We start from the raw sequence: 14,660 nt of genomic DNA on the forward strand, positions 1-14,660 counted from the left end.
GATGCCCCAGGTGATTTTCCTGCCGCACGAGAAGTTCTGCCCGCAAGGGCTGGTGGTTGAAGTGGAGCCAGGCACCAACATTCTGGAGCTGGCCCACGAGCACCACATCGAGATGGAGAGCGCGTGCGGTGGTGTGTGCGCGTGCACCACTTGTCATTGCATCGTGCGTGAAGGCTTCGACTCGCTCGAGGAGGCCGACGAGCTGGAAGAAGACATGCTGGACAAGGCATGGGGCCTGGAGGCGCAATCGCGTCTGGCCTGCCAGGTTATCGTCGGTGACGAGGACCTCACCATCGAGATTCCGAAATATTCGCTCAACCACGCTGCCGAAGCACCGCACTGAGATTTGCCCCATGAGCCTGAAATGGATTGATGTACTTGAGATCGCCATCCAGCTTGCAGAAAGCAAGCCGGAAGTCGATCCTAGATATGTGAATTTCGTCGATCTGCACCGTTGGGTGCTGGCGCTGCCGGAGTTCAGCGACGATCCGTCACGAGGCGGTGAAAAAGTGCTCGAGGCCATCCAGGCGGCCTGGATTGACGAAGCCGACTAAGCGTGACGCTGCAGGTTAGGCAATCCCCTGGAACCCGCGTATAATTCGCGGGTTTAATTTTTCGTAACACTCATATTCTGGAGTTTTCCATGGCTGTTCAACGTACTTTCTCGATCATCAAGCCGGACGCCGTTGCCAAGAACGTTATCGGCAAGATCACCACCCGCTTCGAAGAAGCCGGCCTGAAAATCGTTGCCTCGAAAATCAAGCAACTGTCCAAAGCCGAAGCCGAAGGCTTCTACGCCGAGCACAGCGCTCGTGGCTTCTTCGGTGACCTGGTTGCTTTCATGACTTCCGGTCCGGTCGTCGTTCAGGTTCTGGAAGGCGAAAACGCCATCGCTCTGAACCGTGAGCTGATGGGCGCTACCAACCCTAAAGAAGCTGCTCCAGGCACCATCCGCGCTGACTTCGCTGAGTCGATCGACGCCAACGCCGTTCACGGTTCGGACTCCGAAGCTGCTGCTGCCCGCGAAATCGCTTACTTCTTCGCTGCTACCGAGGTAACCACTCGCTAAGCGAAAGCTTAAGGGTGAAGGTGAATCCATGACGACATCTACCGGCAAAATCAACCTGTTGGGGCTGACCCTGCAGGAAATGGAACAGTTCTTCGACTCGATCGGGGAGAAGCGCTTTCGCGCCGGGCAGGTGATGAAGTGGATTCACCATTTTGGCGTCGACGATTTCGCCGCCATGACCAATGTCGGCAAGGTCTTGCGCGAAAAACTCGAGGCCGTTGCCGAGATTCGCGGCCCGGAAGTGGTCAGTGAAGACATTTCCGCAGACGGTACCCGTAAGTGGGTGATCCGCGTTGCCTCCGGCAGCTGCGTCGAAACCGTCTACATCCCTACCGACGACCGCGGCACGCTCTGCGTATCGTCCCAAGCCGGCTGCGCCCTGGACTGCAGTTTCTGCTCCACCGGCAAGCAAGGCTTCAACAGCAACCTCACCGCCGCCGAAGTGATCGGGCAGGTGTGGCTTGCGAACAAATCTTTTGGGACCGTCCCTGCCAAGATCGACCGCGCCATTACCAACGTGGTCATGATGGGCATGGGCGAGCCTCTGCTGAACTTCGACAATGTCATCGCCGCCATGAAGATCATGATGGAAGATCTGGGCTATGGCATTTCCAAGCGCCGCGTCACCCTGTCCACCTCGGGCGTGGTGCCGATGATCGACGAACTGGCCAAGCACATCGACGTGTCGCTGGCCTTGTCGCTGCACGCACCCAACGACGAACTGCGCAACCAGCTGGTGCCGATCAATAAAAAGTATCCACTGAAGATGCTGCTTGAGTCGTGCATGGGTTATATGTCGACCCTTGGCGGCAAGCGTGTGCTGACCATCGAGTACACCTTGCTCAAGGACGTCAACGACCAGCCTGAGCATGCGGCGCAAATGATCGAATTGCTGCGCGACGTACCGTGCAAGATCAACCTGATCCCGTTCAACCCGTTCCCTCATTCGGGTTACGAGCGGCCGAGCAACAATGCTATCCGCCGCTTCCAGGACCTGCTGCACCATGGTGGCTTCAACGTCACCACCCGTACCACCCGCGGCGACGATATCGACGCGGCCTGTGGTCAATTGGTCGGTCAGGTCAACGACCGTACCCGCCGCAGCGAGCGCTATATCGCTGTCCGCCAGCTGTCCGCTGACGCTGAGCAGCCAGTCAGCGGCGTGCGCCACTGAGCCTGGCTTTGTCATGAGCTTGCGCGCCGCGCTGTCGATCCTTGCGCTATCGCTGCTGGCCGGCTGCGTGTCCGGCGGAGCAAGCGACCCCCTTGCCAATCGGCAAGGGCGGCTGGAGGCAGGCCGTGCGTACACGCAGCTTGGCCTGGGGTATCTGCAACAAGGTTTGACCCAGCAGGCCAAGGCGCCTCTTGGCAAAGCCCTGGCCCTCAATGCAGGTGACGCCGATGCCCATGCGGCCCTGGCCCTGGTGTTCCAGGCCGAGGCGGAGCCTGCCCTGGCCGAGGCGGAGCCTGCCCTGGCCGAGGCGCATTTCAAAAAAGCGCTACTGTCGCGCCCTGGCGATACGCGAATTCGCAACAATTACGGCAGTTTCCTATATGCTCAGCAACGTTTTGCCCAAGCCGAGCAGATGTTTCGCCTGGCCAGTGCCGATACCCTGTATCCTGAACGCTCGCGCGTGTACGAGAACCTTGGCCTCACGGCTCTGAAGCTCGACGATCGCGACCAGGCACATGCGTATCTGACCAAGGCCCTGCAACTCGACCGACGCCAGCCCAGAGCGTTATTGGAAATGGCTGAGTTGTCCTACGAAAACAGGCATTATGTGCCGGCCCGTGAATACTACGATCGTTTCAGCCAGTTGAGCGATCACACCGCCCGTAGCCTGCTGCTGGGCAGCCGCCTTGCCCGTGTGTTCGACGAGCAAGGTACCCTGGCCGATCTTGGCCAGCAATTACAACGACTTTATCCCGGTACGCCGGAATATCAGCAATACCTGTCGGAGCAACGATGAAAGCCGCGCATCCCGAAGTAGCAGCAGCGACTGGCCAGAACCCCGGTGAATTGTTGCGCCAGGCCCGCGAGAAACGGGAGTGGTCGCAAGCCGAGGTGGCCCGCAAGCTGAACCTCACCGTCAGTTCCTTGAATCACCTGGAAACCGGCGCCTTCGACAAGCTGCCAGGGCACACCTTTGCCCGAGGTTACATCCGCGCCTACGCCAAACTGATGGAGATGGATCAGGCACCTCTGGTCGAAGCCTTCGATCAGTACACCGGCACCCATGCCAAAGGCAGTGACGTGCACTCGCTCGGCCGTATCGAAGAACCGATGCGTTTGTCGCATAACATCATGCGCGGCGTGACCTTGCTGCTGTTGGTCGCGGTGGTGGGTGGCAGTTTCATCTGGTGGCAGGACAAGGGCAGCCTCAAAGGCAAGGACCTGGCGAAAATTGCCCTCGAACATGTCGAAGTCGAAAGCGCCGACGGTACCACGCAGATCCACCCGCTGGATGAGCCTGAAGACCAGGCCGTGACGGCGGGTCAGCAGCCTGAGAGTGCGCCACTGGCGCTGCAGCAGGCGCCAACCGACGCGGTTACCCAGCCCTCCAGCGAAGTTGCCCCGGCTGAGTCTGCCCCGGCTTCGGCTGCGGGTTCGGCTGCAGTGCAGCAGGCACCGGCCACCACCGTCGCCCCCGCAGCCCCAGCCGTCCCAGCGGCCAGCGCCCCGGCAACTGCCGAGCCTGCTGCCCCGGCGGCTGTACCGGCCGGTAGCGCCAAGGTCGCAATCCAGTTCACCGCCGATTGCTGGACTCAAGTGTCCGATGGCAATGGCAAGGTGCTGTTCAGCGCCATCAAGCGCAAGGGGGACAACCTCGAACTGACCGGCAAGCCGCCATTTGCGGTACGTCTGGGCTTTGCCCGGGGCGCCCAGGTCAGCTACAACGGCCAGCCGGTCGATGTTGCCCCGTTCACCAGTGGCGAAACCGCTCGCCTGAAGTTGGGACAGTAAAGTCATGCACGGCGAATCTCCGATCAAACGTCGCGAATCCCGCAAAATCTGGGTCGGCAATGTGCCGGTGGGTGGCGATGCCCCCATCGCGGTGCAGAGCATGACCAACACCGACACCAACGATGTGCTGGCCACCGTGGCGCAGATCCAGCGCCTGGTCGATGCCGGCGTCGATATCGTGCGAGTGTCGGTACCGGACATGGACGCCGCCGAAGCGTTCGGCAAGATCAAGCAGCTGGTCACCGTGCCGCTGGTTGCCGACATTCATTTCGACTACAAGATCGCCCTGCGCGTGGCTGAGCTTGGCGTCGATTGCCTGCGCATCAACCCCGGCAACATTGGCCGCGAAGACCGCGTGCGCGCGGTGGTCGATGCTGCGCGCGACCGTGGTATTCCAATCCGCATCGGCGTCAATGCAGGCTCCCTGGAAAAGGACCTGCAGAAGAAGTACGGCGAGCCGACCCCAGCTGCATTGGTGGAGTCGGCCCTGCGTCATGTCGAACATCTGGACCGCCTGGATTTCCAGGACTTCAAGGTCAGCGTCAAGGCTTCGGATGTGTTCATGGCCGTGGAGGCCTATCGCCTGCTCGCCAAGCAGATCATTCAACCGCTGCACCTGGGTATCACCGAAGCCGGTGGCCTGCGTTCGGGGACGGTGAAATCCGCTGTCGGCCTCGGTATGCTGCTGGCCGAAGGCATTGGCGATACCATCCGCATCTCGCTGGCGGCTGACCCTGTCGAAGAAGTGAAAGTTGGCTACGACATCCTCAAGTCTTTGCACCTGCGTTCGCGTGGCATCAACTTCATCGCCTGCCCGAGCTGTTCGCGGCAGAACTTCGATGTGGTCAAGACCATGAACGAGCTGGAAGGGCGCCTCGAGGACTTGCTGGTCCCGCTGGATGTGGCGGTGATCGGTTGCGTGGTCAACGGGCCGGGTGAAGCCAAGGAGTCCCACGTGGGGTTGACCGGTGGCACGCCTAACCTTGTGTATATCGACGGCAAGCCAGCACAGAAGCTGACCAATGACAACCTGGTCGATGAGCTGGAGAAGCTCATCCGCCAGAAAGCGGCCGAAAAGGTCGAGGCTGACGCGGCACTGATCGCCCGTAGCTGACACATAGATTCGTAAGGACTTTTCGTGAGCAAATCGCTGCAAGCCATTCGTGGCATGAACGACATCCTGCCAGAGCAGTCGCCGCTCTGGCGCTACTTCGAAGGTACCGTTGCCGGGCTGCTGGATACCTATGGGTACAGCCAGATCCGCACGCCGATCGTCGAGTTCACCGAGCTGTTCAAGCGCTCGATCGGTGAAGTCACCGACATCGTCGAAAAAGAGATGTATACCTTCGAAGACCGTAACGGCGATTCGCTCACCCTGCGCCCAGAAGGCACCGCCGCTTGCGTGCGCGCTGTACTGGAGCACGGCATAACCGGCAATGGCCAGGTGCAGAAGCTCTGGTACATCGGCCAGATGTTCCGCCATGAGCGCCCGCAAAAAGGCCGTTATCGCCAGTTCCACCAGATTGGCGTGGAGGTATTCAACCTCGACGGCCCGGACATCGACGCCGAACTGATCATGCTGACCTGGCGCCTATGGGGCCTGCTGGGCATCCAGGATGCCGTCAAGCTGGAGCTCAACAGCCTGGGCACCAGCGAAGCCCGTGCCCGCTACCGTGACGCCCTGGTCGAATTCCTCAGCGCACGCCTTGAGCAGCTCGACGAAGACAGTCAGCGCCGCCTCAAGAGCAACCCGCTGCGAATTCTCGACAGCAAGGACCAAGGCACCCAGGCGGTGCTGGTCGGCGCCCCGAAGCTGGAAGATTACCTGGACGAAGACTCCCGCACGCACTTCGAGGGCCTCAAGGCTCGCCTGGATGCCGCCGGCATTCCGTTCGTGATCAATACCAAGCTGGTACGTGGCCTGGACTATTACAGCAAGACCGTGTTCGAGTGGGTCACCGACAAGCTCGGAGCTCAAGGCACTGTATGCGCAGGTGGCCGTTATGATGGCCTGGTCGAGCAGATGGGCGGCAAGCCTACCACTGGTGTAGGTTTCGCCATGGGTATCGAACGCCTGATCCTGCTGCTGGAAACCCTCGGCAAGGTGCCTGAATCGATCAGTCGTACCATCGACGTCTACCTGTGCGCCTTTGGCGACCAGGCGGAGTTGGCCGCTCTGCGTGTTTCCGAGGGCCTGCGTGATCGCTTGCCGGGCCTGCGCCTGGCAGTCAACGCCGGGGGCGGCAGCTTCAAGAGTCAATTCAAGAAAGCCGACAAGAGCGGCGCCCTGTTCGCCCTGATTCTCGGCGACGATGAGCTGGCCAAGCAGGAAGTTGGCATCAAGCCCCTGCGTGGTCAGGGCGAACAACAAAACATTGCCTGGGATGCTCTGGCTGAGCACCTGGAAACCGCGATCGCCCAGGCGTAACGCGGTTCAACAAGCGAATAGGCGAAAAGGAGTATTGGGGTGTCGAGTACCGATGATGAACTGGCCGGAGTCAAGGACTGGTGGAGCCGCAACGGCAAGCCGCTGCTGACCGGTGCCCTGCTGGCTGGCGTGGTGGTGTTGGGCTGGAATACCTGGCACAAGTACCAGAGCAACCAGGCGCAAGGTGCTTCGCAGCTGTATCAGGCCCTGCTAGAAACCAGCCTGACGCCGACCGGCCAGCCTGATGCGACCAAGGTTGCGGAACTGGCCGGCAAGCTCAAGAGCGAGTTCGGCGGTACCGCGTACGCTCAGTACGGCAGCCTGTTCGTGGCCAAGGTTGCGGTCGAAACTGGCAAGCTCGACGACGCTGCTGCCGAGCTGAAAAGCGTGCTGGACAAGCCTGCCGACGTCACCCTGGGTGAGATCTCGCGCCAGCGCTTGGCCCGTGTGCTCGCCGCGCAGAACAAGGCCGAAGAGGCCCTCAAGCTGCTCGATGGTGACACTGAAAAAGCGTTTCTGGCCAGCCGTGAAGAGTTGAAGGGAGACCTGCTGGTGCAATTGGGGCGCGGTGACGATGCCCACAGTGCCTACGAAAAAGCCAAGGCCGCGCTGTCTGATGAAGCAGCGGTCGGTGGCCTGCAACTGAAGCTGGATGACTTGGCCAAAGGGGATGCGTAAGTGATCGGTTGGAAACAAGCAGCAGTGCTGACCCTGGCCGTGCTGGCCGCAGGTTGCAGCAGCAACAGCAAAAAGGAACTGCCTCCGGCCGAACTGACCAAGTTCACCGAAGAAGTGGCGTTGAAAAAACTGTGGAGCCGTTCGATCGGTGACGGTCAGGGTGAAACTTACAACACGCTGGTTCCCGCGATCGAGAACGACCGCATCTATGCCTCCGATGTCAACGGCGAAGTGTTCGCCCTCGACCGCCTCACTGGCGACGTGGTATGGAAAAAGGACCTGGAAAAGCCAGTTTCCGGCGCTGTTGGTGTCGGTTATGGCCTGGTCATGCTCGGCACCCTCAAGGGTGAGGTGATCGCGCTGGATTCCAGCACGGGTGAGGAGCGCTGGAAGGCGCGCGTCACCAGTGAAGTGCTCGCGCCGCCGGCCAACAACGGTGACGTGGTAGTGGTGCAAACCCAGGACGATCGCTTGATTGGCCTGGATGCCGCCACTGGCGACCGCCGCTGGATCTACGAGAGCACCCCGGCCGTGTTGACCCTGCGTGGCACCGGTGCACCGATCGCTACCAACCGCCTGGCGGTGGCTGGCCTGTCCACCGGTAAAGTGGTTGCGGTTGACATCAACAACGGCGTGCCGGTGTGGGAAAGCCGCGTGGCCGTGCCACAGGGCCGTTCCGAACTGGACCGTGTGGTGGATATCGACGGCGGCCTGCTGCTGTCCGGTGGTACCCTGTACGTCAGCACCTACCAGGGCCGCGTCGCGGGCCTGGACCTGGAAAGCGGCCGTGTGCTGTGGCAGCGCGATGCTTCCAGCTACGTGGGCGTTGCCCAGGGTTACGGTAACGTCTATGTCAGCGAAGCCAGCGGTACTGTCGAGAGTGTTGACGAACGTTCTTCCAGCGCGCTGTGGAGCAACGATTCGATGGCCCGTCGCCAGTTGAGCGCGCCAGAGGTGTTCTCAAGCTACGTGGCGGTGGGTGACTTCGAAGGTTACCTGCACCTGCTGAGCCAGGTCGATGGCCGTTTCGTCGGCCGTGAGCGGATCGACAGCGATGGTGTGCGCGCTCGTCCACTTGTGGTCGGCGACACCATCTACGTCTTTGGCAATAGCGGTAAGCTCGAGGCACTGACCGTTCGCTGAAGCTATGCTTGGAGCCCTGGTGGGCTTCAGGCCGCGGCGCAGGATACGCCGCCCGAACTCCGGCCGCTGCCTTGCAGCGGCCTTTGCATTTTCAAGAATTCAAGAGTGGAGAGCCGCATGGTTCCCGTAATCGCCCTGGTGGGCCGCCCGAACGTCGGCAAGTCCACCATGTTCAACCGCCTGACCAAGACCCGCGATGCCATCGTCGGTGACTTGTCGGGCCTGACCCGTGACCGCCAGTACGGTGATGCCTCCTGGCAGGGTCGTTCCTTCATCCTGATCGACACCGGCGGTATTACCGGTGACGAAGTGGGCATGGACGAGAAGATGGCCGAGCAGTCGCTGATGGCCATCGAAGAAGCTGACTATGTATTGTTTCTGGTTGACGCCCGCGCCGGCATGACCGCCGCGGATCAGATGATTGCCGAGCACCTGCGCAAGCGCAACAAAGAGGCAATTCTGGTCGCCAACAAAATCGACAACATCGATGCCGATGTGGCGCGCGCAGAGTTCTCGCCGCTGGGCATGGGCAACGCCATCCCGGTGGCTGGCTCCCAGGGCCGGGGTATCAACGCGTTGATGGAAGCTGTGCTCGGCCACATCCCGCGTGACCAGGTCGAGGAAGCCCTGGACGCTGAGGTCGCCGAGGGCGAGGAAGCTGTCCGCATCCCTGGCCCGAGCGAGAAAGATGGCATCAAGATCGCCATCATCGGCCGCCCGAACGTGGGCAAGTCGACCCTCGTCAACCGCATGCTTGGGGAAGAGCGGGTGGTGGTCTACGACCAGCCAGGTACCACCCGTGACAGTATCTATATCCCGTTCGAGCGTGATGGCGAAAAGTACACCTTCATCGACACCGCGGGTGTGCGTAAGCGCGGCAAGATCCACGAGGAAGTCGAAAAGTTCTCGGTGGTCAAAACCCTGCAGGCGATCAAGGACGCCAACGTCGTGATCTTCGTCATGGACGCCCGCGAAGGTGTGGTGGACCATGACCTGAACCTGCTGGGCTTCGCCCTCGAAGCCGGCCGCGCCATCGTCATCGCGCTGAACAAGTGGGACGGCATGGAGCCGGGCGAGCGCGACTACGTCAAGACCGAATTGGAGCGTCGGCTGTTCTTCGTCGACTTCGCCGACATTCACTTCATCTCAGCCCTGCATGGCACCGGCGTGGGCAACCTGTACAAGTCGGTACAGGCCGCGTTCAAGTCTGCGGTCACCCGCTGGCCGACCAGCCGCCTGACACAGATCCTCGAAGACGCGGTAAGCGAGCACCAGCCGCCGTTGGTCAACGGTCGCCGTATCAAGCTGCGTTATGCCCACCTCGGCGGCGCCAACCCACCGCTGATCGTGATCCACGGCAACCAGACCGAGAAGATTCCCAAGTCTTACTCGCGCTACTTGGAAAATACCTACCGCCGTGTGCTCAAGTTGGTCGGTACCCCGATCCGCATCGAGTACAAAGGTGGTGAAAACCCCTATGAGGGCAAGAAAAATACCCTCACCGATCGCCAGGTCAACAAGAAGCGCCGCTTGATGTCCCACCACAAGAAGGCCGAGAAAAAGCGCCGCGACAAGCGCTGATTCTGCTTCGCGGCTAAAGCCGCTCCTACGACGGGGTGCCGATGCTGATTTACGCATCACCTGTAGGAGCGGGTTTACCCGCGAAATTGCCCTTTGATCCAGAGCAATCCTGTTATTGTTTCAACCTTTTTCCTGACCACGCGATCCGCTATGCTCGGACTCCACCCGTGCCGGATACACCCCAGGAAAGAGGGCTCCATGATCCGCAGCAAACTGCCGAATGTCGGCACGACCATCTTCACCACCATGTCTGAGCTGGCCGCGCAAACCGGCGCGCTCAACCTGTCCCAGGGTTTTCCCGACTTCAACGGCCCGCAAGCGCTGCTCGATGCGGTCGGTCGGCATGTGTCCGCCGGTCACAATCAGTATTGCCCGATGACTGGCCTGCCGGCCCTGCGTCAGCAGGTGGCCGCCAAAGTCGCCAGGTTGTATGGCGCCATGGTGGATGCTGACCATGAAGTGACCATCACCCCTGGCGCCACGGAAGCGATCTTCTGCGCCATCCAGGCAGTGGTTCACCCAGGTGACGAGGTGATCGTCTTCGACCCCTGTTACGACAGTTACGAGCCGTCGGTTGAACTGGCAGGCGGGCGCTGTGTGCATGTGCAGCTCAGTGACGGCGACTTCCGCATCGATTGGCAGGCGTTCAGCGATGCTTTAAGCCCCCGTACGCGCATGGTCGTCCTCAATTCGCCGCACAACCCTAGTGGTGCATTGATCAGCCGTGAGGACCTCGAGCAACTGGCGCAACTGATCACAGGCCGCGATATCTACCTGGTCAGCGACGAAGTTTACGAACACCTGGTCTACGATGGCGTGCGCCATGCCAGTGTGCTGGCCCATGAACAGTTGTACCAACGCGCCTTCGTCATCAGCTCGTTCGGCAAGACCTACCACGTCACCGGCTGGAAAACCGGCTATGTGATCGCGCCACCGGCCTTGACCGCCGAATTGCGCAAGGTGCACCAGTACGTCAATTTCTGCGGTGTTACACCACTGCAGTGTGCCTTGGCCGACTTCATGGCCGAGCACCCGGAGCACATCGATGAGCTGCCGGGGTTTTACCAAGCCAAGCGCGATTTGTTCTGCGGCCTGCTCGAAGGCTCGCGTTTGCGGTTTACCCCTACCGCGGGTACTTACTTCCAGTTGGTGGACTATTCGCAAATTCGCCCGGACCTGAACGATGTCGACATGGCCATGTGGCTCACCCGCGAGCACGGTGTGGCGACCATTCCGGTCTCGGTATTCTACCAGCAACCTGTCCCCGAGCAACGCCTGGTGCGCCTGTGCTTTGCCAAACGTGAGGAGACGCTGCGCCAGGCAGCGGAAAAACTATGCGCGATCTGAGTGCACTGCCTAACCTGAAAATCGCCCTGGTGCAGACCGCCCTGGCCTGGCACGACCGTGAAGCCAACTATGCGCATTTCGAGGTGCTGCTGGATCAGGCGCGCGGTGCCGACCTGGTGGTACTGCCGGAAATGTTCACCACAGGGTTTTCCATGCAGTCGCAAACCTTGTGTGAGCCTGAAAACGGCCCAACCTACAAGTGGCTCAAGGCCCAGGCCAAGCGCATCGATGCGGTGGTCACCGGCAGCGTGATCATCCAGGCTGCCGACGGTAGTCACCGTAACCGTTTGTTGTGGGCGCGCCCGGATGGCGAGGTGCTGCATTACGATAAACGTCACCTGTTCCGCATGGCCGGCGAGCACAAGCACTACACCCCAGGTGAGCGTCAGGTGCAGTTCGAGCTCAAGGGGTGGCGGGTGCGTCCGCTGATCTGCTATGACCTGCGTTTCCCGGTATGGAGCCGTGATGCTCAGGACACCGACCTGCTGCTGTACACCGCCAATTGGCCTGCGGCACGGCGCCTGCACTGGAACCGGCTGCTGCCGGCGCGGGGCATCGAGAACCTGTGCTATGTAGCAGCGGTGAACCGCGTGGGCACCGATGGCAAAGGCTTTGCCTATTCCGGCGACAGCCAGGTGCTGGACTTCCAGGGCGAGAGCCTGCTCAGTGCGGGGGAAGCGGACGGGGTGTTCACAGCGGTGTTGAGCGCGGCGGAGCTGGCGGCCTACCGCACCAAATTTCCGGCCAACCTGGATGCCGATACCTACGAAATCCACTGAAGCAGAACCGGCCTCTTCGCGGGTTTAATAGTGAAGAGGCCGGACTTGGTTACATCATTTTTCGGTTAGTACACGTCCCGCCGATAACGCCCATCTTCTATCAGCTGCTGCACAGTCGCTTCTCCAAGGATGCCCTTGAGCGCTGCGTCCACCCCTGCCGCCATGCCTTGCAGGCTGCCGCAGACATACACACAAGCCCCGTCTAGCACCCATTGCTTCAAGGTCTCGGCCTGCTGCAGCAACACATCCTGCACATACACCTTTTCGGCCTGATCACGTGAAAAGGCAAGGTCCAGCCGTGCCAGGTCGCCGCTGGCGAGCCAGCCCTGCAGTTCTGCGCCACACAGCAGGTCATGGGCGCGGTTGCGCTCACCGAACAGTAACCAGTTGCGCTGCTCGCCAGCATTGACCCGCGCTCGCATCAAGCTGCGCAGGCCTGCCAGCCCCGTGCCGTTGCCGATCAGGATCATCGGTGCAGGAGCCTGGGGCAGGTGGAAGCTGCTATTGCGGCGCAAGCGCAGGCTTAGGGTGCCATCAAGCGGCAGGTATTCGGTCAGCCAGCCCGAGCCCAGGCCGAGATGGCCGTGCGCATTACGCTCCTGGCGCACGATCAGCTCCAGCACCCCATCACTGGCGATGGAGGCGATGGAGTATTCGCGGGTGCCGATCGGTACCAGGGCATCAACCAGGGCCTGCGGGTGCAGGCCAAGCAGATGGTCGCGACGGCTCGGCAGCTGGCGGCCAGCCAGGGCCTGGCTCAGGGTTGTGTGCAAGCCTTCGACCTGCACGCTGACATTGGCGTCCTGCGCCATGCCATGCACAAATGCATCAATCCGGGCGCGCCCATTGAGCGGCAGGATTTCAACCAGGTCACCGGCTTCCCAACTGGCCGGTTGCTCTGGCCGCAGGCCTAGCAGGTAGACCGGTTGGCCTTGGCTGCCGGGGTTGAGCTGCTCGCGCCTGACCAGGGTCCAGTTGCCGAAACTCGGCGGCTGCCAGGCGCTGACAGGTTGAACACCGGTCAGTTGCGCCAGCTGCTGCTGCCAGAGCTGCACAGCGGCCTGGTCGGCATTGTCCACTTCCACTGGGCCGAAAGCGCTGCTGGCGCCCCGATCACTCAACCAAGCCTGCAGGCGTCGGGCGAAACCACAGAAATGTGGATACTGCCGATCCCCCAAGGCGAGTAGGGCGTAGTTGAGGTGGTTCAACGTCAAGGGCTGGCCGAGCACCTTGCGTTCGAAGCCCCGGGCACTGTCGGGTGCTTCGCCGTCGCCGAAGGTACTGACCACAAAGAGGGCGCGACGGGCCTGCTTCAAGTCGGCCTCATTCAGCTCGGCCAGGGCGCGGACGCGTACCGGCAAGCCCGCTGCCTGCAGCTGGCTTGCGCTTTGCCAAGCCAGTTGTTCGGCCAGGCCGCTTTGGCTGGCGAAACCAACAAGCCAGCTGTCACCGTCGCCCTGCCGAGCGTCGACATGGCTGCGGGCGGCAAGCACTTGGCGCTTCTTGCGCCGTCGGTCGAGGTATAGCAGCCAGCCGGTGACGAAGAACAGCGGCATGCTCAGGCTGGCGATGGTGACGATGATGCGCCCGGGTAGGCCGAAGTATTCGCCGACATGCAGCGCGTAGACGCTTTGCAGCAACTGAGCCTTCAAGGGCTTTTCGATGTAGCGCTCTTGGCGCTTGATCTGGCCAGTTGCCGGGTCGATTACCAATGTGTTGAATGCCCGTGGGTGGGCTGCACCCTCTAGCAAATAGAACAGATTCGCCGGCTGGTTGCCCGCTGGCGGCAGGCGCAGGTTATAGGTGGCAAGGCTCGGGCCGGCTGCACCTTTGAGGGTGGCCCAGATAGCGTCGTAGTCGACCACCAGCGGCGGCGCATGCTTGTCGATGTTGGGCGGCCCATGACGGCCACGGCCTTCACCGCGTTTGTGCTGCTGACCGGCCGCTGGCTCCGCCAGCAGCTTGTTCAGCCCCGAGCGATACCATTCATAAGACCAGAACAACCCGGTAAGCGCGAACAGTAGGTAGAACAGCAGGCACCAAGTACCGGCCACAGCGTGCAGATCCCAGTTGAAGGCACGGCCCTTTTTGGCCCAGTCGAGGGTCAGCCAGGTCCGCCAGTTGAGCGCCTTGCGCGGCCAGCGCAGATAGAGGCCGGACAGGCAGAAAAACACCAGCATCAGGGTGCAGGCGCCGGTGATCTGCCGGCCAGTGTCGCCCATGGCGAGGAAGCGGTGCAGGCTCAGCATCAGGTTGAAGAAACCCTGGCCGGCGGCATCGCCCTTGAGCTCGCCAGTGTAGGGGTCGGCATAGCGCAGTGTGCCCCGGCGCTCGCCGGGTGGCGGGGTGAAGAACACCCGCGCAGCGTTGCCATCGCGTACATCCACCCACAGCATCGAAACTTTCTCGCCCTGGGCGGTTTCCACGCGGCTAACCAGCTCGGCTGGCGGCAGTACGCCCTCAGCCCGTACTTCAACCTTGAGGACATCGGCGTTGAAGGCGCGCAGCAGCTCTTCCTGGAACGAGTACAGCGCACCGGTGATACCCATCACTGCCAGCACCAGGCCTGCGGTGATGCCAAAAAACCAGTGCAGTTGAAACAGCGTCTTCTTCACCACGTCTTCACCTTGTGTCGCTACCGCCCTCTATGCGGCGGGGATTATGCCTTGA

Annotated in this window: 14 protein-coding genes; 13 read left to right on the forward strand and 1 reads right to left on the reverse strand. The window is 61.3% G+C overall.

Annotation, left to right across the window (positions count from 1 at the left end; genetic code table 11):
* The first annotated feature begins 1 nt into the window (after nucleotide 1).
* From fdx to ACK59H_RS14410, 13 genes are all read left to right on the forward strand, one after another.
* A complete protein-coding gene (gene fdx / locus ACK59H_RS14350) occupies nucleotides 2-343 on the forward strand; it encodes an ISC system 2Fe-2S type ferredoxin (RefSeq protein WP_060479415.1) in 342 nt (113 codons plus the stop codon).
* Between the two features lie 10 nt (nucleotides 344-353).
* Nucleotides 354-554 carry a Fe-S cluster assembly protein IscX gene (iscX, locus tag ACK59H_RS14355; RefSeq protein WP_016713204.1) on the forward strand — a complete coding sequence of 67 codons (201 nt, stop codon included), beginning with the start codon at nucleotides 354-356 and terminating at the stop codon, nucleotides 552-554.
* Between the two features lie 89 nt (nucleotides 555-643).
* A complete protein-coding gene (ndk, locus tag ACK59H_RS14360) occupies nucleotides 644-1,069 on the forward strand; it encodes a nucleoside-diphosphate kinase (RefSeq protein ID WP_011532343.1) in 426 nt (141 codons plus the stop codon).
* A 28-nt stretch (nucleotides 1,070-1,097) separates the two neighbouring features.
* Complete coding sequence (gene rlmN, locus ACK59H_RS14365) at nucleotides 1,098-2,243, forward strand: 23S rRNA (adenine(2503)-C(2))-methyltransferase RlmN (protein ID WP_060479416.1); 1,146 nt, start codon at nucleotides 1,098-1,100, stop codon at nucleotides 2,241-2,243.
* A gap of 13 nt (nucleotides 2,244-2,256) precedes the next feature.
* A complete protein-coding gene (pilW, locus tag ACK59H_RS14370) occupies nucleotides 2,257-3,039 on the forward strand; it encodes a type IV pilus biogenesis/stability protein PilW (RefSeq protein WP_409264577.1) in 783 nt (260 codons plus the stop codon).
* Nucleotides 3,036-4,034 carry a RodZ family helix-turn-helix domain-containing protein gene (locus ACK59H_RS14375; RefSeq protein ID WP_060479418.1) on the forward strand — a complete coding sequence of 333 codons (999 nt, stop codon included), beginning with the start codon at nucleotides 3,036-3,038 and terminating at the stop codon, nucleotides 4,032-4,034. Before pilW ends, ACK59H_RS14375 begins: the two co-directional genes overlap by 4 nt.
* Nucleotides 4,035-4,038: 4 nt before the next feature.
* The gene (gene ispG / locus ACK59H_RS14380; RefSeq protein WP_060479419.1) at nucleotides 4,039-5,148 is read left to right on the forward strand and encodes a flavodoxin-dependent (E)-4-hydroxy-3-methylbut-2-enyl-diphosphate synthase; all 1,110 of its coding nucleotides are present in this window, start codon (nucleotides 4,039-4,041) and stop codon (nucleotides 5,146-5,148) included.
* 24 nt (nucleotides 5,149-5,172) lie between these two features.
* Entirely contained in the window at nucleotides 5,173-6,462 is a 1,290-nt protein-coding gene (gene hisS, locus ACK59H_RS14385) for a histidine--tRNA ligase (protein ID WP_060479420.1), read from the forward strand.
* A gap of 39 nt (nucleotides 6,463-6,501) precedes the next feature.
* Nucleotides 6,502-7,140 carry a tetratricopeptide repeat protein gene (locus tag ACK59H_RS14390; protein ID WP_060479421.1) on the forward strand — a complete coding sequence of 213 codons (639 nt, stop codon included), beginning with the start codon at nucleotides 6,502-6,504 and terminating at the stop codon, nucleotides 7,138-7,140.
* Nucleotides 7,141-8,283, forward strand: coding sequence for an outer membrane protein assembly factor BamB (gene bamB / locus ACK59H_RS14395; RefSeq protein ID WP_060479422.1), 1,143 nt, complete (start codon nucleotides 7,141-7,143; stop codon nucleotides 8,281-8,283).
* A gap of 117 nt (nucleotides 8,284-8,400) precedes the next feature.
* Nucleotides 8,401-9,864, forward strand: coding sequence for a ribosome biogenesis GTPase Der (gene der, locus ACK59H_RS14400; protein WP_060479423.1), 1,464 nt, complete (start codon nucleotides 8,401-8,403; stop codon nucleotides 9,862-9,864).
* A gap of 198 nt (nucleotides 9,865-10,062) precedes the next feature.
* Nucleotides 10,063-11,211: a pyridoxal phosphate-dependent aminotransferase gene (locus ACK59H_RS14405; RefSeq protein WP_060479424.1), complete on the forward strand. Its 1,149-nt coding sequence runs from the start codon at nucleotides 10,063-10,065 to the stop codon at nucleotides 11,209-11,211.
* Nucleotides 11,199-11,990: an amidohydrolase gene (locus tag ACK59H_RS14410; protein ID WP_060479425.1), complete on the forward strand. Its 792-nt coding sequence runs from the start codon at nucleotides 11,199-11,201 to the stop codon at nucleotides 11,988-11,990. Before ACK59H_RS14405 ends, ACK59H_RS14410 begins: the two co-directional genes overlap by 13 nt.
* Before the next feature lie 65 nt (nucleotides 11,991-12,055).
* Here ACK59H_RS14410 and ACK59H_RS14415 read toward each other — a convergent pair whose 3' ends face one another.
* Nucleotides 12,056-14,608 (reverse strand): PepSY domain-containing protein, encoded by a 2,553-nt coding sequence (locus ACK59H_RS14415; RefSeq protein WP_409264578.1) that lies wholly within the window; start codon nucleotides 14,606-14,608, stop codon nucleotides 12,056-12,058.
* Between the last annotated feature and the right edge of the window lie 52 nt (nucleotides 14,609-14,660).

Origin of the sequence: Pseudomonas sp. KCJK9000 (genome assembly GCF_046230725.1) — a bacterium.
In the GTDB taxonomy this organism is placed as follows: Bacteria; Pseudomonadota; Gammaproteobacteria; order Pseudomonadales; family Pseudomonadaceae; genus Aquipseudomonas; species Aquipseudomonas promysalinigenes.